General features: G+C 53.5%; 13 protein-coding genes. 8 read left to right on the top strand and 5 right to left on the bottom strand.

Annotation, left to right across the window (positions count from 1 at the left end):
* The first annotated feature begins 160 nt into the window (after window positions 1–160).
* Window positions 161–1,183, top strand: a complete 1,023-nt coding sequence (locus FYC48_RS10555) for a hypothetical protein (RefSeq protein ID WP_149496674.1) — start codon at window positions 161–163, stop codon at window positions 1,181–1,183.
* A 21-nt stretch (window positions 1,184–1,204) separates the two neighbouring features.
* A complete protein-coding gene (locus tag FYC48_RS10550) occupies window positions 1,205–6,013 on the top strand; it encodes a vWA domain-containing protein (protein WP_149496673.1) in 4,809 nt (1,602 codons plus the stop codon).
* 216 nt (window positions 6,014–6,229) lie between these two features.
* On the opposite strand, the gene FYC48_RS10545 is transcribed toward FYC48_RS10550, so the two are convergent.
* Window positions 6,230–7,375, bottom strand: coding sequence for a hypothetical protein (locus tag FYC48_RS10545; RefSeq protein ID WP_149496672.1), 1,146 nt, complete (start codon window positions 7,373–7,375; stop codon window positions 6,230–6,232).
* Between the two features lie 855 nt (window positions 7,376–8,230).
* Here FYC48_RS10545 and tssK point away from each other — a divergent pair.
* Genes tssK through FYC48_RS10530 form a run of 3 tightly spaced genes read left to right on the top strand, consistent with a single transcriptional unit; the run spans window position 8,231 to window position 12,376 of the window.
* Window positions 8,231–9,661, top strand: a complete 1,431-nt coding sequence (tssK, locus tag FYC48_RS10540) for a type VI secretion system baseplate subunit TssK (protein ID WP_149496671.1) — start codon at window positions 8,231–8,233, stop codon at window positions 9,659–9,661.
* Window positions 9,662–9,664: 3 nt separating this feature from the next.
* Window positions 9,665–10,315 carry a DotU family type IV/VI secretion system protein gene (locus FYC48_RS10535; RefSeq protein ID WP_149496670.1) on the top strand — a complete coding sequence of 217 codons (651 nt, stop codon included), beginning with the start codon at window positions 9,665–9,667 and terminating at the stop codon, window positions 10,313–10,315.
* 30 nt (window positions 10,316–10,345) lie between these two features.
* Window positions 10,346–12,376, top strand: a complete 2,031-nt coding sequence (locus FYC48_RS10530; protein ID WP_149496669.1) for a type VI secretion protein IcmF/TssM N-terminal domain-containing protein — start codon at window positions 10,346–10,348, stop codon at window positions 12,374–12,376.
* Window positions 12,377–12,701: 325 nt separating this feature from the next.
* Here the strand turns inward: FYC48_RS10530 and FYC48_RS10525 are convergent, their stop codons facing one another.
* Both FYC48_RS10525 and FYC48_RS10520 read right to left on the bottom strand, forming a co-directional pair.
* Entirely contained in the window at window positions 12,702–15,317 is a 2,616-nt protein-coding gene (locus FYC48_RS10525; protein ID WP_235034194.1) for a DUF1588 domain-containing protein, read from the bottom strand.
* The gene (locus FYC48_RS10520) at window positions 15,314–16,663 is read right to left on the bottom strand and encodes a DUF1552 domain-containing protein (protein ID WP_149496668.1); all 1,350 of its coding nucleotides are present in this window, start codon (window positions 16,661–16,663) and stop codon (window positions 15,314–15,316) included. Before FYC48_RS10520 ends, FYC48_RS10525 begins: the two co-directional genes overlap by 4 nt.
* Window positions 16,664–17,120: 457 nt before the next feature.
* On the opposite strand from FYC48_RS10520, the gene FYC48_RS10515 reads away from it, so the two are divergent.
* Window positions 17,121–17,972 carry a hypothetical protein gene (locus tag FYC48_RS10515; RefSeq protein ID WP_149496667.1) on the top strand — a complete coding sequence of 284 codons (852 nt, stop codon included), beginning with the start codon at window positions 17,121–17,123 and terminating at the stop codon, window positions 17,970–17,972.
* Between the two features lie 213 nt (window positions 17,973–18,185).
* Here FYC48_RS10515 and FYC48_RS10510 read toward each other — a convergent pair whose 3' ends face one another.
* Window positions 18,186–18,947 carry a hypothetical protein gene (locus FYC48_RS10510; RefSeq protein WP_149496666.1) on the bottom strand — a complete coding sequence of 254 codons (762 nt, stop codon included), beginning with the start codon at window positions 18,945–18,947 and terminating at the stop codon, window positions 18,186–18,188.
* 332 nt (window positions 18,948–19,279) lie between these two features.
* Window positions 19,280–19,525, bottom strand: coding sequence for a hypothetical protein (locus FYC48_RS10505; protein WP_149496665.1), 246 nt, complete (start codon window positions 19,523–19,525; stop codon window positions 19,280–19,282).
* A 243-nt stretch (window positions 19,526–19,768) separates the two neighbouring features.
* Here FYC48_RS10505 and FYC48_RS10500 point away from each other — a divergent pair, with 243 nt between their 5' ends.
* Both FYC48_RS10500 and FYC48_RS10495 read left to right on the top strand, forming a co-directional pair.
* Window positions 19,769–21,343, top strand: a complete 1,575-nt coding sequence (locus tag FYC48_RS10500; RefSeq protein WP_149496664.1) for an efflux RND transporter periplasmic adaptor subunit — start codon at window positions 19,769–19,771, stop codon at window positions 21,341–21,343.
* Window positions 21,344–21,417: 74 nt separating this feature from the next.
* Complete coding sequence (locus FYC48_RS10495; RefSeq protein ID WP_149496663.1) at window positions 21,418–24,639, top strand: efflux RND transporter permease subunit; 3,222 nt, start codon at window positions 21,418–21,420, stop codon at window positions 24,637–24,639.
* Window positions 24,640–24,642 lie beyond the last annotated feature (3 nt).

Below are 24,642 nucleotides of genomic sequence, written 5' to 3'. Positions count from 1 at the left end.
GTTGCCAGCATAAATTCCTTTCTACACATCGCCAGCGACTCTAACGGTTTCACCGGATCTCTTAAATGCATTGATCGAATCGACCGATACGGCTTGATGGACCTCGACAACCCGAAACGATCGAGGCAGGTTGACCTTTCACACTGCAGCAACGAGACGAATGACCCAGCGTCGCGATGGCCTATTGAATTGGATGTTGGTCGTATTGGGCCTTAGCTGTCTTGGCTGCGCGACGGTTCCATCGGCAACCCCGCCGGCGCCACCCGCATCCGCACAGGCGGGTGGGGCAACCATTGTTGCCGTCGCAGCACCGGCACCTCCGGCAATGACGCTTCCTAAGTTCCTCGGTCTCGATCTGGTATTTGGTGGCGTCCAGAAAACAACCCTATGTGTACGCAATCGCTTGGGTTCCCGCTTTCCAGGACTCGAACCAAAGCCACCGATAAAGTCCATTACCGATCCGGCCAATCTTGAGCCGAGCGCCAGTCCGGCAGTGCAAGCGGCCGCAAAAGCAAAGGCGGAAGAAGATCAAGCCCCACAAAAAGCGAAAGCAATTCGCTACTTGGCCAGTCTTGGTTGCGGCGAATGCTATCCGGACAATGAAGATGCCTTGCTAGCAGCATTGGAAGATTGTAACGAGCAAATTCGCTATGAAGTCGTTCGAGGTTTACAAGATTCAATCGGTGGGTGCTGCCAGAGCTGCAAAGAGAACAGTTGCTGCACAACGAAGTTGTTACAAAAGCTTTACCAGATGGCTTATGAACGCGATGAGAGCGGCTGTTTTATGGAATCGTCGGCCCGCATCCGCCGGAATGCGCGCCTGGTTATCTGCAAGTGCGGCGGCGTCCCCGGCGAAGTCGTTGAAAACATTCCCACCGAAGGTCCGGGAGCGGGGCTTATTCTCGGTGAAGACGAGCTTCATCCTAACGTGGGTAAATCCATCACCGTTGACGAGAACAAGCAAGAACCGATCGATATGATGACTGCCGCTCGCGCAATGGCTAAGCAAGTCCAGGGCTTAGAATTTGGCCAGCCGATCTCGTCTCATTCGATCGGATCTGGTGTGGCCCCGACACCGGCAGCGTCGGATCGACACGCTGGCCGGGCTCCGACCGGCTTTCAATTGCCCCAGGAGTTCAACCAAGCCAAGCCCGATCCTTCCTCAAATACATCTCGCTATTGACGCTAGGTCGGGGCTGATTCAATGTCAGACACAGTCGCTTCAACAACGCCACGACCTCGTTGGCAAGGTGAAAGCGTCGAGCGATCGCGGTCGCTACGCTCTTTTCGATTACGCGTTGCTCGTTGGTTCTGGCCCATCTTGGTCGGTATCGCACTGACCTGCTTCGCGGGCTTTGTTTGGTTGTTGACGCTGGTTCCCAAAAGAACTCCGTTGCTGGTCTTTACACCCGCAACTTACCAATGGCCTGTCCAACCGCTTGGCTGGGCGGCCGAAGACATCCAGCGGCTAAACACCCTCGATCGACAAACGCTGTCGATCGAAGGTGGCGATGACCAAATTCGGAGTGCGTCCGATTTTTTGCAGCGATTCGCTCATTCAATTGACCATGCCAATCGCCAGTGGACAGACCAGCCGCTAATCGTTTTGTTGAACCTTCATGGCGTCACGCGGAATAAGAAAGCGTACCTAATTCCTCCGGATGCATCTCAAAAAACCGTATCCGACTGGATCCCGATTGAAGCACTGATCAAATGCATTGCCAACGGTAAGCTTCAAAGGAACACGCTGCTCGTTTTCGACTGCAATCACTTCCAAGTGAATTGGAACCTGGGCATCAAAGCGAATTCGTTTTCCTCTGAGCTCCAAAAGTCGTTCCAGCAAGCATTCGATGACGGCACCTTAGGCGACAACGTTGCCGTCATCATGAGTTCCCAAGACAATGAGTTTTCGCGACGGTCGGCCGGCCTCCGAGCCTCCGTATTCGGACACTTTTTTCACTTGGGTCTAGCTGGCGCCGCCGATCGTTCGGAAGATGGCTGGATTTCTCTAACAGAACTCGGCAGCTACGTCGGCGACGAAGTTAGCGAATGGGTCTCGCAGAACCGCAACAGCAACCAAACGCCTCTGCTATTACGTCGTCACGGTACCGATTTTGTTCTTGCACGAAGTTTGGAGCCGGGAGCTCTGTCGTCAGTGCTGGCACATCAACATGAACCGGCCGCACCAACTGTCGCGGACATCAAACTTGATCAACTATGGGAATCGTTTCAAAGCCTGCGCCAGCGATCTGCCTATCGCGCCGAACCAGTCGAATTTCGAGATTTAGAGCATCAATTGCTTTGGCTCGAACACTTGGCAACCGCCGGAATCGGCTACCGTCAAGAAGCGATAGCGATTGAAAGGGAACTAACCCAACGATTTTTCCAGATCGAAAACCGTATCGCAGTGCTTCCCATCACCCCGGTGCTTTCAAAAACAAACGCCATTCTTTCCGGTCGCTCGCCATTCGCAAGCGATTCGGCTACCGTGCCATCACTTGGCATTGCAACCCTGCTGGGGGCTGTTTCCCCCGACGACTCTCAAGAGCTCGAAACTCAAATCGCAAACTTCGTTTCGCAGCCCAACCCAGATTCACTTCGGAAGCTGACAGAGCTTGATCGAACTCGTGATGCGACTCCGTTTGGTCGTTTACAGTTTCTGGCAATGCTGCGGCGATACCAGACGACATCAACCTGGCAGCGCCCCGAACCGCTTCAAGCACTATTGGAATCTCATCAGCGACTCAATCGGCTGGGCATTCCCTTTCAGGCTGCCCCTCATCATGTTGACTTGCGAGTCCATGGTCAACTACGAAAAAAGTTGGAACCTGCTTTGCAGCTCCGGCGTCAACTCGACGACCAGCTGTTTAGCAGTATCGCTTCATCGCCCGATGTCTCGCGCCGCCTGACGAAAATGATCGAATCCATCGCGAAGCAGGCCTTCACCATGGATTCATCATTGCACGATTGCGATCGGCTGTTCGCGACAACACCGTACTTGGCGGCATGGCTATCCGATCCTCGCCGCAATACACGATTGAGCAAACGCCTCGGTCGTCAAATTGAGGAGGTCGTCTCACTGATCGATGGCACGGCAGTTGTTGCAAAGGAAGTTTGTAATGACGATTCCCAAGATGAGACATCTGCACTGAACGACCTCCGTCGTCAGCATCAAGCGATCGTGGAACTGCTGCAACACGAAGTACGTTTGGCAACCAAAGCTTGCGATCAAAACCAATCGGGAATGGTTGATCGTATCGATGCGCTATTAGATGTTCCAACCCTGGATTTCGAGCAGCGATCCAAGCTGCGGAGCGGACGCCGCAATTTGGCAATACGATGTGAACAGTCACCACATGATCAATCCAGTGACAATAGCGAAAGACCAACACGCAATGACTACATCGCTTGGATTAACAGCCTATCGCGTCATCCCCTCGACGCGATTCTCGACAAAGGATTTTTGCATGGCGAGCAAGTCACCGGCGATCCGGTGCCATTCGCGCAATGGATAGACACTCAAACCAGGCGGAGTCAGACGCACGATTCCCTCGCTGGTCGTCTTGCAGAACTTAATGCGATAGCACTTCGTGCACGGATCGCAGCCCCGGTGTGGTATCCGTCCATCGACAACAACCCAATTGAGCAGCTACTGAAAGTCAATGTCCAATCTCTGCTGGTATGGCATGGGGAGCAGACGCTGATCGACTTTTGGGGGAATATGGGAACCGGGCAAAGCTATTTCTACGCCGCAGTCACCGCGTTCGCTGACGCATCGACAAAGCTTGACCGAATGACGATCAATCGCGAAATCCCAGAAGCAATCGAGATCAAATCGCTACGCGAAAGGCTGCACAACGGAAACCAGGCACTCCGCAATTGGGTTCGCCCTAGCGTCAAACGAGCGATTCAAATTGATGCACATGATACGATCCGCCTGAATATCATGATAGAATGCGACACTGAAACTAAGATTTTGCCTTCTGGCATTGCTTCCATACGCCTAAAAGTCGACGACGCAATCACCGGGGCGAACATCGTCGCAGATAGCCAACGCGTTCACTTGCCGGCTTCACAGGAAAGCAAATCAATCACGTTTGCGCCGCCAGCCTCGGTGACGAACACAGCGGCTGTCCAGCCAACGAAAGCCTCCACAATTTTTCGAGGACATGAATTTGATGCGCCACTGAACATTCAAACCGTAGGGGGCGTGACCATTGCAGCTCGACCAGAAGATTCTGCGATCAGCGACATTCGTGTGACCGCGCCCTCGGGGGGATTATCGGTCGGTTTTGTTCTTGACGGTTCGGCCAGCATGAAGGAACGTCTCGCAGAGAACGTTTCTAAAATTGATATCGCGAAAGAGACATTGCAGTCACTTCTGCTCGAATTAGCAGGTCGGGGCGAGACTCGTGCGAGCGTCCATGCGTTTGGACATCGCGTCGGATGGAGCACCTCTGTTCCACTTAGAATAATTGAACGTCCGGCCTACGTTGGTCGCATTCCAGACAACCTACATCCCAGCAATGACATCGAATGTCTTCATCAACTCCGACACCTTAGTGTGGTTGAGGCGCAACAGGTCAATGCAAAGGTTTCGCAAGTCGAGGCGTGGGGACAATCACCGCTTTACACAGCTATCAAGCAATCCCTTCTGGGATTCAGCACATCGGCTCAGGGTGACAATCGGCACTTGATCGTTATCACAGATGGCCAAGACTACGAATTCAAACCAGAACACAACCACGACGAGAGCCAAAGCAACCTTGATGGGATTCGCCAGGCTTGGCAGATGCGTGATGTGCCGATTCATATCCTTGGGCTAGGACTAGATCGTGTCGCAGACGCAGAATCAGTCAAGGAGTTTGAGCAACTCAGCCACGAGACTGGGGGACAGTTTTTCGTCCTTGACTCGTCAACTGATTTGAAGGTCGTCTTGTCACAGCTTCTACAATCGCGGCGATTTGAAATTGAAAACTTAAGTGAAAGCCAGTGGCCAACCTATCAGCGACAGCTTGGTAGTACCGTTCGATTGCAGATTCCCGACCAATCGGTCCATCGATTTGCAGTCCGCGTTGAATCCGATGCCCTTCGTCCAATGGCGGAGGAGTCTGTCGTACTTCAAGGTGGCGAGTCGATTCAGTTGTATCTCGATAGCGATGCCAACCAGCTTTTCGCATTTCCCTTCGACCAGGATGTCATTCGTTCGGTCAGCCTATTGAACGAATCCGGTATACCTGCGAACCAACTCTTGCGTGTCCATCGCCCTCGGCAATCGAACCGCGCTGTTGATTTTCGTGTTTCACTGCAAACCATGGCAGGTGCGTCGTTGAAGAAATTTAAGGCTACGTCGCGACCACAAAACATCTGGGTAGCGATTCAACCGATCGACGGACAACGACAGCCAATCGGTGGCCGCTATGTCTTTTGCGATCCGATATTTGAAGAGAGTCGATCTGTACCGGTGATGAAATTCCGGGCTAATCAATGGCCTGAGAACGCAACACAAGCGACTTTCGAAATCTACATTGACGCTGCGCGATCGAATTCGCCCCAGACTGAAGGGCTTAGTTTAGACAACCCCTTGGAAAGTTCATCGACGGTTCGATTTGAACCGGCGAAGAGCACGGTCACCGATCTCGACCCGACGACTACTCTTCAGTGCCGCATATCACCCAAGTCGTTGGCGCATGTCACCCGCATTCAACTGATTGTGCGTTGCAGCGATGATCCCAATCGAATTGAGCAATGGATTGTCATGCCAACGGACAGATCGAAGCAACGCCCGGTGCGAATCGAGCGACAATACGATCCATCCCTTGGGATCGCCGTACACATGTTCGAATACGAAGGAAACGAACAGGAACTCATTGGGCTGCAATTTATTGCGAGTGATCGAGAAACCAAGATGAGGCGAAGTTGGCGACTTCCGCAGCACGTTCTCAACATCAAGCTTCCTCCTCGGGGTGGATTGATCCCCACAGGCCAAGCACTTTCGAACGTAGTTGAATGAATCTAATCGCAGCGTTTGCGATAGAGAGAGAAGCGGAGATATTCGCGCAAAGCAAAGTGAACTGCCTCCGCGAATTCAGATCAATTCGATGCCCGTGTCCGGTTGATTCACTTCCCGCAGAAACCGACACCACGGAAGGCGGTAACACCAATAAGCCGCGAAGCTTGGCTTCTTGCCAAATACCCCATCAGCCGGGACGATGCATCAACGCCAAACTTAGAAGGTCCAACGCAGATCCAACCGGATCATCGTTTCGTACCAATGGCTGGTCGTCACCGCGGTGGCCCCACTGACACCGACTTCGAACAAGCCGAATTCTCCCCCGGAATCCTTTACCAATCGGACACCAGGAAAGAGATTGATGATGTCCTCACCGTCGAGTTCAATGATCTGACCAAGCGGGCCCGTCTGCTGAGCATTTAGCACTGACCAACCAACCATTTCGAAGGTCGGGAGGATCGCAAACGTGTCAGTTTCATAAAATACGTGTGCCACACCGAACCCGTATCGCAAAACGGGACCTGAAAAGTCCGGCTCACCACCAAGGGGGAACCATAGTTTCAGCTCACTATGCAGCATTGTTCGTTCGCTATAGCGATAGCCCGCCACGAACCCGGGTTCCATCGATGCGTGTCCGTTGCCTCGCCCTGATTTTGCCGTCCCTGTTGCAAGCTGATTTCGCAGCACCTGAGTCAACATGAACGAATCGCCATCGATCATGAGGGTCTTTGCTGTTAAGACCAAGTCACCCAGACTTCCTGTATTGCCTAGCACCGTTGGGTCAATGAATCGCAGAGGAAGTTCTGTTGTCGCTGAAAACCGACTTCCGCCCACTTCGATCGCAAGTCTTAAATCTTGATAGTCCACCGAGGACTCTACGGGCAGCGTCAACGCTGGTCCTTTGCCGCCAAGTTTCGACCAAAAGAACTCCGCGCGATCGGGAAACTCCCAGTTGTACCCAGCCTCCATCCGCAGACGCACGTTGTTATGTGGTCGTGCGGCATCGATCTCTGAAAGTGCAAATGGCAATCGCTCCACACCGACTCCGTAGTCACGACACCGAGCCACCGCCAGTTTGGTGCGAATTCGACGGGTGAAGTTTTTGATCGGAGTGACCGGAGCTGCATTCGTCAGCTTTGTACTGATCGACGGCTTTGGGTCTTCCCAAACCACAGCGGAAGACTCAACGTCAAAGTCATCTACAACCTCGAGCGGTACAGGTGTCTGCCGATAGGTGTCGATTTCGACATCCGCATTCAACGACGGGACCAACATCGGTGCGATCGAATCAGCAATACGAACTTGGGGTTGCAGGATCGTGAACCCCGCATCACCACGGACTGGCACCGCAGGCTGAAACATAAGTTTCGGCCGATCTGAATAAGCTCCAATTGCGGTGTGAGGCTGAGGCACCCACGAGGGCGGAAGTTCATCAACTGGTACGGTGGCATCAACCGTTAAGTCCGATGACTCGGACGTTCGAATAGCATCAACAGAACTATCAGCCGCCGTCGCGACGCCGCCAGCCAACGAAACACTTGAGATCGCAACAAGCAAACTCGAAAGTCGAGAGGATAGGCTGCTTCGGCTCACTGATTCTCTAGTGCATAGGGGACGCAGCGTCAGTTTCACGTCGTTGACGATTTCGTCGGTTCGGTCCGGCCAAGGGGCGTTTGCTTTCTTCCACTGCAGATTGGCCTTCACCGCGGCCGGAATTTTTAGGAACCGATTCGAAAAATGATGCATTGTGACTTGTGGGCCGACAGCGTCCGCGAATGGTACCGCACTTCACTGGCTATGGCGACGAAGGCGCGACGCTCCTATTCGTCTCACCAGAATCAGAGGGTATTACGTCTCCTCACCGCATCGCCAAAAACGAATCTTCCAGTGTCTGAGTCAACTGCCGTCGAGATTCAAAAACCATCCTGCGGTTTACTGATGTATCGGTCGATCGGTAGGTGTCGGTTATGAAAATGAGGCAAGTTCGAACGGTTATCGATCCACTGAACCGCCAAGACAAACAAGATTCAATCAACGGATGGGATTTTTTGACTGTGGTTGGCCGATGTTGCTTCCGTTGATTTACCGAGACCGCACAATCTCCCAACCCTCCCTATTTTGTGCGGGTATGTCGTCACCGGCACAACTGGTTCCGGTGTAACAATCGATCCCACCGCAATCCACGTATTACCAGCTCTTTTGAGGCACACGGGGCGCATGATCAATCCACCCGTCCATTGGTACCAAGGGCTCTTTGTCCGTCCGCAACACTTTCAGGCGGCGGACCGACATTGGATGGAACACGCCCATACCTCTGAAAGCTGGGATCACCCCTACAACTACGGGTTGCGATCGTTCCGTTTCAGCCAAGATGCGTTGGCAAGTGGTCGTTTCCGGGTCGAGTCACTCGATGCAAGGCTTCGCGATGGAACTCTCATCCGGCTCGAACAAGGCCAAGACCTTGAAGTTGACCTGAAACAAGCGTTCGATGATCAGTCCGACTCCGACGGCGATCGCACCTTGATGATTTACATCGGAGTTCCAAAACTGAATCTCGGCGGTAGCAATGTCAGTCAAGATGAGAGCGAATCACTGACACGTTACTGCCGAACCCAAACGCAGGTCGCCGACGAAAATGGCCAAGCAAACGGGCAATCGATCGAGTTTCGCAAGCTGAACCTCAGACTGCTTGTTGGAGATGAAATCGCTGGCTATGAGGTGATCCCGATCGCTCGTGTTCGCAGTGCAAGCGACCGCAACGTTCAACCGGTGATCGATGATCAATACATCCCACCAATCCTTTCAACACAGTCTTGGCCCTTCCTGAGGCGCCACTACATCCAGGGGATCCGTGATGTTTTGAGTGGGAACATGGACGTGTTGAGCGAACCGGTTCGTCAATTGAGCGTCGGTCGACATAGTCTTGAACCGGCAGACTCCGGACGGGTGTCGATGCTCGATCGGCTAAACGAAGCCTATTGCACCCTTGATGTGATGGCGCCGGCATTGGGCGTGCATCCGTTCGAAGCGTATAGCGAACTAGCACGGATCCTTGGTCGTCTTTCGATTTTTGGCACGCAGCGTCGGGCGATCGACATCGAGCCCTACGACCATGACAATCTGGGATTCATCTTCTCCGATATACGCGAGAAGATTCTTGGCATCTTATACGCCACGCAGTTCGACGAGTACTTGCGAGCTAACTTTGAGGGTCACGGAGCGACGATGATCGCAAAGCTCGGACCGGAGTGGTTCGACCCGGGCTGGGAGTGGTACCTCGGGGTTGAGCGTGGGGGTGCTAGCGAAACGACGCTGCTGGAACTTCTCGAACAATCGTCGGAGTGGTACTGGGTATTTGCGAGTGCCGAACAGGTCGAGAACTATTTTCACATTCGGCAAAGCGGAATCAAACGGGCGCATGTGAGTTCGACCATTCCTGATTTGCCTTCGCGTCAGTACTGGACCTATTACAAGGTTTCGCAAGATGAATACGAGTCACCGGCATGGGCCGAGATCCGAAGGACACAATCAATCGCGATGAGAGTCCGCAACTATGAAGAACTAACCGGTGCTAGGCATCTGGATGTCGTGTTGCCAGACGGAAATCGCGCCCGCCTCCGTTTCGCTCTCTTTGCCGTGCGAAGCTAAACTATGACTCCTCGATTCGCCGATGCGGTTGACCCCATTCTGATCCACGCGTTTTCCTTGATGCAACGCATCGATGGAGCGACGGAAATCTCACCCGCCGAAGAGAAACGCACGCTCGAAGGCCTGTTCCAACAGGCCGATCAGCGTCTTCAAGGGTTCTCTGACGATTGGGAACTGGCGAAGTATGCGCTCGCCAGCTGGATCGACGAAATGTTGGTCGATGCACATATTTGGTCCGGTCAAGACTGGTGGCGTGACAATGTATTGGAGTGGAGTCTGTTCAAGAGTCGACGCTGCAATGACTTGTTCTACGTGAACGCAAATCGAGCGTTAAACTCGGGTTTCGATGATGCGTTACAACTAATTTACGTCTGCGTCATGCTGGGATTTCGTGGTCTCTATCGCGATCCGCATCTCAACCGAATGCTAATTGACAAGCACGGGTTGCCACCGGAATTGCCGACTTGGGCTTCCGAATACGCAAACGTCGTCGGTCAAGCAAGACAACGATGGAACGAAGCAACGGCGGGCCAAGAAAGTGAACGAGAAATCGATCCGGCACTGCCGATGTGGTCACGGGCCCAATTGATCTGGCCTTGGCTGGTCGCCGTTATTCTGGCGGGTCTATTGGCACTCGCGATCCTGATTGCCTAGGCGATTTCCGAGCCGATACGAGAAGACACCATGGCAGATGAACCAACCGACGCAACAGACCAGCCGAAAAAGAAACGGTTCTATCACCGATTTTGGCCGACGACGATTGCGGGAAAGTCAGCCTGCCTCGCCTCGTTCGCCCTCTGGGCCCTGTGGTTTACGATCTGGATGGTCCGTCTATTTGGTGACGAAAGCGTTCGGGTCGCACACAGTATTTCGTTCGTCCATGGCGCGACCGAAGTCCTGCTCGCAATTCTGATTCCGGTTGTTTTGTATTTTGGCATCCGCCGCTGGAACCGAGTGATTGAAGGTGAATTTCCAGATATCGATCGCGCGTGGGAGGCCGGTATCGCGGCATTACAAGCCAAAGGAATCAGCCCGCGTGACTATCCGATCTTCCTGATATTGGGGTCATCCGACGAAGGCGATGAACACGGCCTCATGGAGGCACTCGATTCGCCATTATTGATCCACGGAGTGCCGGAATCCAATGGAGTCTCACACGCGCTCAAATGGTACCTGACGTCCGATGCGTTGTATTTGTTTTGCACCGGAGCTAGCTCGCTCAGTGTGCTGATGGGACGAATGCGAGCGAGCAAGCTTAGCCGGGTGTCAGTCCGCCCACTACCACGAGCCTCATCAACTCTAGCGCAGACTGAATTGCCTCAGCAAGAAGCATCCACGCCGACTTCAACGATTGGCGGACCAATGGCCAACGCCGAAGCCGCGCCTGCTGCCACCCCCGCTTCAAATTCTAGCACATCGACCTCACAAAGTCCTGATCGGTCGGCTTCGCAATTTCCAGTCGATGCACAGCCGGCGCCGGTAATGGCAACCACCAAACCCGACGCAGACGATCAGCACCAATACCTCGGAACGATCGGACAGCACACGATCAGCGGCCTTAATCAACCTCAATCGGTGACGAAAGTCACGACTTCTTCGGCAGCTTTCGGAATGCAAAAATCGCCGCAAACCAATGCACCGGGAAGTAGCTTGTTGCCGCCACCGACCAGCCACTCATCGGCGGCGTCTGTCGCGAGCCGTTCGTTGACGAATGGCAATCAGGGCACCCTGATGATCGATCAAGCTTCTGTCGCTGCGATTGCCGAGCAACCCCCGACTACCGCCCGGGTAGCACCACCCACAGCCACGCGAACGTTCGACAATTCGGCAACCAAAACAGACGAAACCAAAGGGCCGACAACGATCAAGCCGGCGCATATGTCGATGCCTCAGGTTAGTGCCAACAAAAAAATCGCACTCCCCGAAAATCTCGACACCTCCGACCAACTACCGCGTCTGACCTATGTGTGCAAATTGTTACGACGCTATCGACGTCCGGTGTGTGGTATCAACGGTGCGGTCACCTTGCTTCCATTCGAGCTATCTCAGGTCGGCCCACTACAACTTGCCGCGATTGCACAGTCCGCTCGAAATGACGTGACGACCGTTCAGAAAACACTTGGAGTCCGAACTCCGGTCACGGCGCTGTTGGTAGGGCTGGAAAGAGAAGCAGGTTTCATCGAATTGGTTCGACGACTGGGAGCCGACCTGCTTTCACGGCGTTTGGGTGGGCGTTTTGACTTGCGAAGTCGCCCCACCCCCAATGAGTTAAATACCCATAGCGACCGCCTCTGCGATGCTTTCGAAGACTGGGTCCATCGCCTGTTCAGCCGTGACGATGGGTTAGAACAGCAACGGGGCAACCGAAAGCTGTATTCATTGACTTGCCGTATCCGACACGAACTCAAACCTCGTCTGAGGATCGTTCTTGGACAGGCATTCGGATGCGATTCAAGTGACAGCACCCCATCGCCGCAAACCGATGAATCGTTCTTTTTCAGCGGGTGTTACTTTGCCGCTAGCGGAGCTGAAACGGGGCGACCGGCATTTGTTAAAGGCGTCCTACAGGACAAATTGATCGACGAACAATCCAATGTTCAATGGACCCACGAATCAGTCGCAAATCACCGCTACTTCCGCATGGTCTGCTTTACCGGTTGGTGCATCGTCATCATCCTTTTAATGCTGCTACTCATGCAGCTCTCGATCGGTTAGCGGAGACGACGCTAGCGATCCAACATCACTGGCAATGACTTCACCGGATGCGACCGGTACTCCGCTATAAGCACCGAAAATTAAACGCAATTTTGAGAAGGGGCATTGCTCGCTTTGATCGGCTCTCAACTTGGAAAGCAAAGCGATACTGCTATTGGCCCACTGTGGCTAGCTTCGTTTCATCAAAAAATACGGGTTAGATTCATCAGCCGACGGGCGTCAGCCACGGTTAATGCGTTGAATCCGTGGCTAACGCCATGCGGCTAATCCTAAATTCGAGTTGGAACGAGCACTAGAGATTCAGCGGGCAAACGAGAGACACAGTCTATCTACCGATGTCTATGGGAACGTCGCTCCGTGACCGATAGAGGAACGCGTCGGAGGTGAGAAGTGAGATCAATAACGCATTCATGCTACCGTCGCTGTCCCGGTAAGCCCTGTAAGCCTCTTGCAAGATCGGAGCATCGTGAAGCGTTTCGTTGCGTCCCATCCAAAACCGAAATGCGTGACGGACGAAGACCTGTTCAACGCGCTCACTTTCGGAAAGTCGCTTGATCAATTCGATCGCATTTGCCACTTCGCCATCCAGTTCTGGTTCACCGCTGTCGATCACCTCGCCCACAGTATTGACGGGCCTGCCAAGTTCCTCTGTTCGATAAACACCGGCATGGTTGTACATTTCAAATGGCAAACCAAGTGGATCCATCTTTTTATGACACGTCCAGCAATAGTCTTCGCGGGTTACCCGCATACGTTCACGAAGCGACACTTTCGGTTCGTCCGGCAACATCGCGTCAACAGTAATTGGAACGTCGGGGATACCACCACCCAGCAACCGCTCGCGGATCCAATGTCCGCGCCGAATCGCATGGTTGTCCATCGCATCGGAATGTGAAACGAGCCAGCTCGGGTGTGTCAGAATCCCAAGCCGCTCTTCTTTCGGTACCGTCGCCAAGATTCGCTCGGGCTTCATCGATCCATTGCCGAAACTACGACGGCTCACACGCGCAAAAATTTCAGGCCCGGCGAGCGTTGCTTCGGTGATGTTGTGGTTGATACTTCCGCGTCGCTTCTTCAAATTCGCGGCACGTTTTTTGATCGTTTCGAGTGACTTGGTTTTTCGGTCAAGTGAGCGTTTAAGACGTTCGTCATCAGGGTTGCTCTTGCGTTGACTCGTTAATTCTACGAGCTCTTTTTCTGCGGCGAGGATCTCAGCTTCGAGTTCACGGTCCTCTTGTTCGGCGGCATACTTAGCCGCGGCGACCGATGCGGCACGTTGTTCATTTGTATTTCTTCGGCCGAAATAGGCTCCGTCCGCTGGCGTCGCTACAACTTGATCGGTTGTCAGTAATCGCCGTAACACTTGCCGATCCTCGCTAAGGACTAACTCAACAAGCCGATCGGTGCTTGCACTTGCATCAAACATCGCTCGGTAATGCGACGTCCCGCGCGTGTTGACGCCGGTATCCGCGAGTGCTCGATTGTCTTTGCAAAGGTAGCCGGCGTGATCGTAGTCAAAGTAGTCTCGAAAAAACTGCAAGACCCGAGGCTTTCGAATGCTGTCGGTGGTCAACATCCGCACGAGCTCACGCTTAACGTCTGCCTTTGTCCTCATGCGGCCATCAAGAATGGCCTGGCGCAGCGTTTCATCGGGGCGGATGTATCTCAAGGCGTGGTTAAGCGCCAAACCAAGTTCCCAGTCTTGCAGCCTGACGCGACCGAATTCGTCGGCTTCGCCGTCACGCACCAATTCCGGGCGAAACAAGGCGTCTCGATCGAGAAAGATCGCAGACAACCCGAGCACTGTGCCGTCCACCCATCCAAGTTTGTCGATCGACTCGTTAACAATGCCGCTGTACTGCGATGATTCTTGTTCCGTCGGCGGACGAAACGTTAACGCTTCGAACAAGTAATCGACGGCGGCGCCGACTTTCGATGCGTCGCGGCTTTGCGCGGCCAGTAAGTCATGAATCGGGGTGATCGGACGGACGACCTTGGTGCTATAAACGATCGCTGTGGGCAATCCACGAATATCACCTTTGATCTTGTACGTACTGGGATCGTCGGTGATCTGTTCCGGGTTGGCGATACTGAGAGGACCAAACGCCATGTATCGTAACAGGTCATCAGCCAAATCCATGATCTGGGTCGCTTCAGAACTGTTGACGCTATAGAAATCCGGATAATTTTTCAGCCCATGATCTCGAGCGGATGACAAAATCGCCGGAACGCTCTTCACCGATGTCGCATACGCAACCGTGCCACCTTGCCAACGAAGAATACGATCGGTGCCGAAATAAAGCTTAAGCTCACCGCCATGGTTAGTCGGGACCGCATCACCGTGGGTACGTAAGCCGGGGCGTTCAGGATCAAACACCGGCTCTGTGTTGATCAATTCATTCAGGCGTGTGATATGCTCTTGAGGCGTCAAACGCCAGAGTCTCGCCGGTGTTGAAGTGGGACGTAACTTAATGCCATCCGGCAATACGCCGAATAACAAATCGTGGTCGAGGAAGTTTGCCTTACCGGGATCTTGATGAGCATGAAAGCCACCCTTCGATCGCATCGCATGTTGAAGTTCGCCGACAATCCATTCGGAAAACTTCAATCGCTCGACGACCTCCGGACTGTCGCCCTCAGCAGGCGGCATTTCCCGCAACGTTACCTGAGCCCAAACACTACGCCAGACGTCAGCGTTGAGTTCATCGACCGAACCTAGTTCGGCAAGCGTCAAACCACCCTCCGGATCAATTTCACCGTGGCAATCAACACAGTACAGACTCAGAAACTTCGTCGCAAACTGTTGGCCTAGATCGCTGCCCGGAACGAAGGGAGGAATACCGGGGGTGTAGGTCTCCGCCTTGCCAATGGTGCTACCGAAGTTGCCAGTGATGAAGCCCCAAAAGAGCACGCACACGGCAACCGACCGTATCCGGTTCATACCAAGATTTCCTTAAGTGGTCCTGATTGCTCGTCGTACTTTTTCGCCATTGATTCGGTCATATTGAAGCGATCTACATTAGCGCCCGCCGTCTGCAGAAGCGTGGCGTAAAGCGAATTGATGGGACGCTTTTGATCTAGTTGAGTGAAGCAACCGGTTTTAAAAATGCCGCCACAGTTTCCGAGTAACATCACCGGCCAGTTCGCGCCATTGGTATGCTGCTTGTCTGCGTTATTGCTGGTGTAAACGATCAACGTGTGGTCCATCATCGAGCCGCTGCCCTCGGGGACACTCTCTAGCGTCTGCATGATTCGGACTAACATTCGACTGTTGTACTGTCGGATCTTTACCCAGATCGGGTTATCGGGCTGATCCATGTGTCCCAAGTTGTGTCCCTGCTGATCGACCCCAAGTCCCTTCCATGCACCGAAGATTTCGCCCCGCCCCGAACCGATTGTCAGGGTGTTGGTGATCCCGGATGCGAGAGCCGAGATCCCGAGATCGAGCAGACGGTCATGCCAGTCGGTTTCAAATTCTGGATTGCCATAACGTTCATCAATCTCAGGTGCGAACTTTTTTAAATGATCAGAGACATCCCCTAGCCGCTCCCGTAACTGATTTGCATCTCGGAAACCTTGGACATATTGCCCATAGCGCTGATGATCTCCCTGCGGTAACGCAGTTCCTTTTGCCGCCGCAAACGATTCGATTTGATTGAGAATGTTGGAACGGGCTTCGTGTTGACGTCGGATCCCTCCGGTAGAGATTCCACCGTATAGCATCTGGTACAGATGGTTCGGATTGGAGTGCATGAAGATGGGTTGACCGGCACCACTTGCAGAAAGCGTGGCAATCGTTGGCTTAGTCGTCATGTTCTCAATTGAGTCCATGCCGATGCAAAGATGCGGGAGCAACGTCTGCGGCAACACCTTGCTAAGTTCATAGTCGATCGTCGAACCGCTCGGCGGGACGCCATCGCCGCCACGATATCCACCGAGTGCTCCAAAGAAGGCGCTGTGGGACGGACTGGTGTGCAGCCCGTGCAATCCGTTGATGATGTGTAGACGTTCTTTGTATGGCTCCAACGCTTTGATGGGTTCGGGCAATTTAACCTTCGCCAACGTCCCACTATGCTTCATCGACTTAGGGATGCACGTGCGGGGGTCGAACCCTTGGTTTTGCATAAAGAAGATGATGCGTTTGGGCCCACCTCGAGAAGTCGTCACCTTTGGCAACGAGGAAGGCGAGGGGGAAGCCGCGAACACATCGCTCGGGACGGCAGACAGACCTAACGCGGTTCCGGCGCTCGTCGCAACGGCGCGCATCATCTTCCTGCGATTCAGCATGATCATCAACTGTTGAAAAGAGCGGACGCCGGCACGTCTGCTCGGGTATCGGTGGGATTTCTGGTGGCGGGAGAGGCGTCGGTCAACCAACGTCCCTGTTGAGATTGCGCCTGCGGGATTGGTTATTCTAAGATTTTGTTGCTCCCATCGCAACTTTTGGAAATACTCGCCCCTTCTAGCCAATGCCGAGCAGCAACTCAGATTTCGTTTCTGATGTGGCAAAATCCAATCTGCAGATTCAATGGTCTTTTTGAGTACCGCGATCGAGTGCACTCGTTATTCAACTGGCGTTTTGTATATTAGCTGCTGAGCGTTATAGCCTTCCGGAAGACGCTTATTTAAGACCGAGCTGGCCGGCGCACCACCCCGCCTAACCAACCCCGGCCCACCACCAAGATGTAGCTGACCGACCTTTCCACAACATGACTTTCCTCTCGTTCTCGGGATTTGGACATCAATGAAACTAAGTATCAAATTGCTTGCTGCCGCAATAATTGTGAGCTTCCTCTCCAACGCAAAGGCCGGCACGATAGTTGTTAATGAGCTTGGGGCTTCCGTCTCCGGATACGCTGGCTGGGCACACGCCAACCGGGGTGGAGGCACTTCGAGCTTGGTCGATTTAACAGGCCAAGGAGGCAATCTGGAGAGCGGGCAACCGTTGCCAACGGGGGCAGCCAAGCTGACGACCGGAGCGGACAACGCGGACGGAGGAGAGATCGCGATTGCCGGAGACTTTGGAAGCGCCGCAGCCGTCTTGAATGACTTGATCGCAGGCTATTCGTACTTCAAAGTCGATAATGGCCCGAACATTTTCGCAGCTCCCTCACTAAAACTGGCTGTTTCCGCCGCTGGCGGGACAGGCGACAATTATGGCCAGCTCATCTACGAACCTTCCTGGAACCAGCCAGTTGGTGGATCAGTCGCTCCACCGACGGATAGTTGGCAAACAGTCAGCATTGACTCGTCCACAGGATCCGCGTCCAACTCATCGGGCGGTTGGTGGTGGACTGGTGGATTTGAACAACCAAACGGAGGCGGCGGTCCGCCTATTCGCTCCGCGTCAGAGTGGGCCGGCCTCTTCGCAGCCGATAGTGATTTTGCTAATGCCAAAATTGTTGGAATCAGCGTGGGTGTGGGAACCTACAATCAAAATCAAATTGGTTATGTCGACGCAGTGACGTTTGGTACGACCACTGGCGGAACCACCGTTTATAATTTTCAGCCAGCAGCCGTTGTTCCCGAGCCGATGTCAGGATTTGTATTCGCAGGCCTTGGACTGATTGCCATCGGTCGTCGACGCCGCAGCTAGCCGCTGCGTGTTGGTCGCTGAGGTTTGCCTGCCAGCCCTCCACGTTAGCAAATTGAGGTGTATCGACCTCATCCGCGAAACGCTCGCCCTTCCAGCGCGAGCGTTTTATGTTTCTTTTCCACGATCGGCTCCGATCGCATTCAGTCAACTAGCTAGCGTAGCAGACGCTATTTTGTCGCCGACGACGATGCAGCCCAGGGTCGTTGCGCGGCATTAGCGAAGACGAGACAATTCCCAAGTGCCTCGCTTGATTTGTGTCACGATCTGCTTCGCACTCAAATCAACATGTTCTGCTAGCGAGAAGTCATAGACATGCAAGCTTGACTTGCGTAGTTCATCAACGCGGACGACCCGCCCGCCATCATCTGTGGCGAACAAGTAGAACTGCCTCGTTTGAAACTGGGGGACAACACGCGTCTTTTTGTTGTCGTCGTGTTCAAGACGAAGCTGCGTCTGAATTTCGTAGCCCTCATCAAACGGAGCGGGTAGACTCGGGATCGACGGACCATCGCATCCGGCATCCCGCGATTCACCGTCATCGCCTTGCTGATGACCTTCAAGAGTGATCTCGAACTCAAGCGCCGTGATCAGATCTCGAAACGCTTTGACCGCCGGTCCAACCAATGTTTGCATTCGTGTCTGGGCGTTGCGAACTTCGTTCAACTTGCCAGCAGAGATAGCTTGGTGCCCTTGCTTGGCACCAGAAATGACCATGTTGACAGTCCCGTTCCATTGGCTCAGGACTGTATTAAAACTGGTCTCCAATTGTCGGACGCGTTCGAGCGCAGTCCGCGCCCGCCCCAATTCAAACTCCTTCTGCGCTTCGGCAATTGACGAAGGATAGGATTGGACGCCGGGAAGTCCATCGATCACGACATCGTTGGGCAGTCCACGAACCGCACCGCCGGTCAAGCTTCCCGTTCGCTGGACCGCATTGGTGAGGTTCGAAAACTGGGCGGCTTCGAGTTGGATCATGTGTGCGTTTGGAAACAATGGCTGATCTCTTCGACCTTACAGCCTTCAATTTAACATGATTCTCGATCTCAAGAGTAAATGCAGTTGACGCCAAAATGGAATTCTTCGCTGATCAACGTTTCACCGCGCGGTCAAGCTAGGTTAAACTCAGATCGTTCCGTCAAACGGGAATCGCGTCGACCAACCGCTATGCCCTCACCCTCGCAGGCAAGTGTCGGAGCACTTCCAACGCCAGTACTCGTTAGTCGTTGCCAAACTAATCCGCATCTCTGTCGCACTGACCGACCATGTCTTCCCTCCGATCTAGCAAAATAGCCGCGCGACGGTTCGCTTCATGCGTCCTCGTTGGGCTGTTGCTGTATCAACTGGGAGCTTGCCCCTGTGGTTGCCTCGAGCATAACTTTTGGCTCCAACTCGCCGGGTTTGGAGAGCATGGTGACTCGGAGAGCAGGGATATCGAACTTCGTGCCGCCAGCGATACGCCCGTGCTCATCAGCAATGACCTCGATGAGCATGACTGCACTGGCAAAGCTGGATCCAAGTTTGCCAGTCTCCCTCGCGGAAATCGTGGCGATCATCTCGTCGCCTCGTCAGTGACCGATCTGCTTCTGGTTGATCGCGTTCGCTCTAAACCCTTTGGCGCCCTGCCCAAAAAGCTCAGCCAGCGCGTGATCGGCTTCCCGCTTGCGCATGCGCCGAACCTATCTTCCCTACAAGTCTTTCGTCTTTAGCAACCTTCGTCGATCGAGTTTCGGAACTGTGACCAATCAAGGTTGGAACAGTTTTCGTGTTTGGTTGTTTGGAATTGAAAGAGTATTGGCATGTCACGGACAAACCGTCAGCGCGTCGGGCTGCGCACATTGTATCTCTCGTTGGGACTGACCGGCGTATTTGCGTTCGGATCGGCGAGTGGAACCTACCTCGCCAGCCGGCGTGTGATCGCGACCGAACACGATGATCATCACGGCGAAATGCCGTCCGACCATGCGTTACACACACCGCAAACCGAACGACTCACCGAAGGAGATGCTTCAGATCATGATGATGACCATGACCACGTCGCACTGACGAAGCAAGCATTTGAAAATCTCGGTCTACAGTTAGGGCCAATACCACGCCGTGACTATTGGAAGTCACGACTCGTGCCGGCAATCGTCACCGAAATCCCAGGGCAGAGCGATTTATCAATCTCAGCCCCCGTCACCGGAGTGGTAGAAAACGTTCGCGTACTTCCGGGGCAGAGCCTTCGAGACGACCAGCCGATGTTCGTCATTCGATTGACTGACGAGGCTTTGATCGAGTCTCAATCGAAATTACTCGGCGCATTAACACGCCAGGAAGTCATCGACCAGGAGCTTCGGCGTCTCACCCCACTTCGGGAAACTGGAGTTGTTTCGGGGGTAAAAACCAGAGAGCTGGAATACGAATTGAAACAGCTTCGTGCCCGACAAGCGATTCTTCTTCAGGAAGTTCGCAGTCGAGGACTTCCGCAGTCAAGTATCGACGGACTGCTTAAGGAACGTACGTTAGCCACCGCATTTTCAGTCTTTCCGCCGGAGTTCATTCGCGAGCAAGCTCGGTGCCGGTCGGGACAATCGACGGGGTTCTCAGTCGAAAACCTAGTGGTTCATCCTGGTAAAAGTGTCTCCCGAGGAGACGCGTTGTGCTCGATCGCATACCACTCTGACCTCTATCTCGAAGGAACCGCTTTCGAAGACGATCTACCGATCCTCAATCGCGTGATTGACCATGGCTGGAACGTCACCGCGTCCTTTCATGACATGAAAGTCGCCGGCGTCTCCCATCTTTCGCATCTCCGCTTCGATGGTCACTCTGAGAAGTTGAATCTATTGCGAGTGGACAACCATATTGACGAACGAACCCAAACGATACGATTCTTCGTCGAGCTCCCCAACCGAGTGACCAGTACGAGGGAAGTTGATGGACGTATCTTCGAGCAATGGCGTTTTCGACCGGGACAACGTATCCACCTTCGCCTCCCAGTTCAGCGATTGGAAAACCAGCTTCAGCTCCCTGTCGATGCCGTGGTGGTGGATGGCCCCAATGTTTATGTGTTTGCCAAACATCGCGAACATGGGATGTCAACAGCGGCATCGTTCACATCAGTAAAAACAAGGCGGACTCAAGCGGACACCGTCAATACCGTTCAGAATTCAAACACTGACATCCCCCATGATAGGCACGATGACGTGTTCATCGAGTTTGAACCGATCCCGGTGCGATTGCTTCACCGAGACGACCAGACCGCTGTGATCGCGGTTGACAGACCACTTGAAGAGCATGACTCGTTTGCGCTCAACAACGCCAATAAGCTATACCTGGCACTCAAAATCCAACAAGGCTCCAGCGGCGGGCACCACCACCACGACCACTGACAGCGTCAAGATCAAGTGTGGATCGCTTCGCCCTTCGGACTGTTTCTCTTTCGCCTTGTTGTTGAGTGTTTGTCATGTTGAATCCGATCATCTTGTTCGCGTTACGCAATCGGTTGATCATCCTTTGCGCGGCGATCGCGGTCATTGTTTGCGGGTCCCTAGCCGCGCGAACGCTCCCCGTTGATGTCTTACCTGAGCTGACTCGGCCACGTGTCTCCATCGTTACCGAATGCGATGGCCTCGCCCCGGAAGAGGTCGAACAACGGGTTACGTTTCCTTTAGAAGCCAATTTGAATGGAGCGGACGGAGTCATCGCCGTGCGAAGTTCGTCGGACATCGGACTGTCCGTCATTCATGTTGAATTCGATTGGGGCACCGACGTTCATATTGCCCGCCAGATCGTCCAAGAGAGGCTCGCAATCGCTGCCGGACAGCTCCCCACTGGCGTCAACCCCCAAATGGGTCCACGTTCCTCGCTGCTCGGGCAAATCGCACTGGTGGGAATGTGGAGTTCGGATGGATCGACGTCGCCGATGGAGCTACGCACGATCGCCGATTGGAATGTTCGACAGCGTCTCAGGAAAATCGCCGGGGTCTCACAAATAATCGTGATGGGGGGCGATCGGAAACAGTTTCACGTTTTGGTCGATCGCCATCAACTTCACCGCTATGACGTCAGCTTGTCCGAAGTCGAATCGGCGCTTCGACAAAGCAATCATAACGTGACCGGCGGGTTCCTATCGCGTGACGGAAAAGAGTACCTAGTGCGTGGGTTAGGTCGATTCGCCAATACAGCCGATATTCGCAATACGGTGATCAGGCATCAAGACGAACGATCATTAAAGATCGGACACGTTGCGGAGGTAAAAGAGCAGGGCCAAAACAAGCGGGGAGATGGCTCGGTCAACGGTCAATCAGCGGTTGTATTGACCATCCAAAAACAGCCCGGGGCTGACACACGAGCGTTGACTCGATTGATCAGCGATGCACTCGAAGAACTTCGCCCAGGATTACCGAGTGATGTGACACTTGAAATGACTTATCAACAAAGCGAGTTCATCGAGCACAGTGTCACCAATGTTGTCGAAGCACTCCGTGATGGTGCAGTGCTGATTGTGGTCATTCTATTTCTATTTCTATTCAATTTTCGAACCACGTTCATCACGCTTACCGCCATTCCTCTTTCGGTCTTAGTAACCGCAATTGTATTTCGTTGGATGGGGCTTTCCATCAACGTGATGACACTTGGTGGTCTTGCCGTCGCATTAGGGGAGTTGGTCGATGACGCGATTGTGGATGTCGAAAACATCTTTCGCCGACTTAAAGAAAACGCCCAAAGGGCGCAGCCATGTGCAATTTTGCGGGTCATTTTTGACGCCAGTGTAGAAGTCCGTAGTGCGATCGTCGTGAGCACCTTGCTGGTCGTCATTGTCTTCGCTCCCCTATTCGCGCTGACAGGAATGGAAGGTCGGCTATTCACTCCACTCGGCGTCGCGTACATCGTCTCAATTTGTGCATCGACGTTGGTCTCCCTGACCGTGACACCCGTGCTAGCGTATTTCTTGCTTCCCAATGCAAACGTCACCTCTAAGGCAGACGACGGTTGGGTCTTGCGTCAGCTTAAGAAGGCATGTCGGCCGATCATCCGATTCAGCATGCAGCCGGTCGGACTGACCATTGCGTTGACCGCGTTGGGGATCGCATGCGTCGCCGGAGGCCAGCTTGCCTGGACTATGGGGCGAGATTTCTTGCCACCGTTTGACGAAGGCGCGGCACAAGTCAACCTGTTTGCACCACCAGGAACCTCACTTGCCGAAAGCCGCGAACTCAGTCGCATCGCCGATCGAAATCTCGCCAAGCTAGTCAAGTCAGAAAAAGACCCTACCGCGCCATTGCTATGGTTTACCTGTCGTACCGGACGTGCCGAACAAGACGAGCATGTCATGAGCGTTCACATCAGCGAATATGTATTGACGCTTAATCCCAATAGCGGTTTGCGGCGCGATGAATTGATCGAAGTCCTGCAAGAAGCCGTCGAGCATGTTCCTGGCGTAGAAACCGAGGTCGAACAACCGATCGCACACCTAATCAGCCATCTGATGTCCGGAGTCACTGCCCAAATTGCGATCAAAATTTTCGGCGACGACCTCCATATTCTGAGGCAGCAAGCCGAGCATGTCCATCACGCGATCGAGTCTATCCCTGGGATCGCTGAACCGATTGTTGAACAGCAGCAACCAATCCCACAGTTTAGGATCGAGTTGAAAAAGGAGATGCTGGCGTTCTATGGAGTGCCGGCAAGCCTTGTGAATCAATTCATCGAAACGGCGATTCATGGCAAAGAGGTTTCGGAAATGATTGATGGCCAGAAGTCGTTTGAAATTTTGCTACGAATGAACGAAACCCAACGACGTGACCTCGACAATCTGCATCGGATTCCTTTCGAGTTGCCAGATGGTAAACGGATCCCACTCGGCGCTATTGCAACTGTCTACGAAGCTGTCGGACCGAACACGATTAACCGTGAAGACGGCCGGCGACGCATCGTCATCCGTGTGAACACCCTTGGGCGCGATGTGGGAAGCGTCGTCGAAGAAATTCGGCGTCGGGTCGCCAACGAAGTCGCTCTGCCTCAAGGCTACTTCGTTACCTATGCGGGACAATTCGAAGCCCAGCAGCAAGCCAATCGTCGAATCTTCTTGCTTAGCTGCGTTGTATTCCTCGTTGTCGTTCTGATTCTCTATTCCACGTACCACTCGATCAGTATTGCCTTTCAACTGTTGATCGCAATACCGGCTGCTTTTGTTGGCGGCATCTTCGCACTTTCGTTCACCGGCCAAACATTTTCTGTTGCGGCTACAGTTGGCTTTGTTTCTCTCGGGGGCATCGCCGCGCGAAATGGCCTTCTACTAATTTCGACTTACCTTGATCGTCAAGACGAAGGCAAGATCGGAAAAGACCAAATCATCGAAGGCAGCCTTGATCGTTTGGCCCCGGTATTGATGACCGCACTCACGACAGGACTTGGCTTGGTACCGCTGGTGATCGGTGGACATCTTCCTGGCAAAGAAATCCTGTTTCCCGTCGCGACCGTAATCCTTGGCGGATTGATAACCGCTACACTGGCCGAGTTTCTTCTCCGTCCCGGCCTATTTTGGTTCCTCGCGCCCGAATCGATTGCCAAGGACTCGCACTCGTTCCGTTCAGTCAAAGGCGAGATCGACGTCAGCGATCTTCCTTCCTCCACAACCTCCGTCCCCAGCTTCTCCGCACCAATCCACGGGAGCGTCTCATAACTG

It is taken from the genome of Roseiconus lacunae (genome assembly GCF_008312935.1).
Taxonomy (GTDB): Bacteria; Planctomycetota; Planctomycetia; order Pirellulales; family Pirellulaceae; genus Stieleria; species Stieleria lacunae.
This window is presented reverse-complemented; position numbering and strand designations above follow the sequence as displayed.

What these genes read in the sequence shown, in the direction of transcription:
- FYC48_RS10535 (WP_149496670.1), top strand. Translation starts at nt 9,665, where the DNA reads ATGACTCCTCGATTCGCCGATGCGGTTGACCCCATTCTGATCCACGCG.
- FYC48_RS10550 (WP_149496673.1), top strand. Translation starts at nt 1,205, where the DNA reads ATGTCAGACACAGTCGCTTCAACAACGCCACGACCTCGTTGGCAAGGT.
- tssK (WP_149496671.1), top strand. Translation starts at nt 8,231, where the DNA reads ATGATCAATCCACCCGTCCATTGGTACCAAGGGCTCTTTGTCCGTCCG.
- FYC48_RS10530 (WP_149496669.1), top strand. Translation starts at nt 10,346, where the DNA reads ATGGCAGATGAACCAACCGACGCAACAGACCAGCCGAAAAAGAAACGG.
- FYC48_RS10500 (WP_149496664.1), top strand. Translation starts at nt 19,769, where the DNA reads ATGTCACGGACAAACCGTCAGCGCGTCGGGCTGCGCACATTGTATCTC.
- FYC48_RS10510 (WP_149496666.1), bottom strand. Translation starts at nt 18,947, where the DNA reads ATGATCCAACTCGAAGCCGCCCAGTTTTCGAACCTCACCAATGCGGTC.
- FYC48_RS10495 (WP_149496663.1), top strand. Translation starts at nt 21,418, where the DNA reads ATGTTGAATCCGATCATCTTGTTCGCGTTACGCAATCGGTTGATCATC.
- FYC48_RS10545 (WP_149496672.1), bottom strand. Translation starts at nt 7,375, where the DNA reads ATGTTTCAGCCTGCGGTGCCAGTCCGTGGTGATGCGGGGTTCACGATC.
- FYC48_RS10515 (WP_149496667.1), top strand. Translation starts at nt 17,121, where the DNA reads ATGAAACTAAGTATCAAATTGCTTGCTGCCGCAATAATTGTGAGCTTC.
- FYC48_RS10520 (WP_149496668.1), bottom strand. Translation starts at nt 16,663, where the DNA reads ATGCTGAATCGCAGGAAGATGATGCGCGCCGTTGCGACGAGCGCCGGA.
- FYC48_RS10505 (WP_149496665.1), bottom strand. Translation starts at nt 19,525, where the DNA reads ATGATCGCCACGATTTCCGCGAGGGAGACTGGCAAACTTGGATCCAGC.
- FYC48_RS10525 (WP_235034194.1), bottom strand. Translation starts at nt 15,317, where the DNA reads ATGAACCGGATACGGTCGGTTGCCGTGTGCGTGCTCTTTTGGGGCTTC.
- FYC48_RS10555 (WP_149496674.1), top strand. Translation starts at nt 161, where the DNA reads ATGACCCAGCGTCGCGATGGCCTATTGAATTGGATGTTGGTCGTATTG.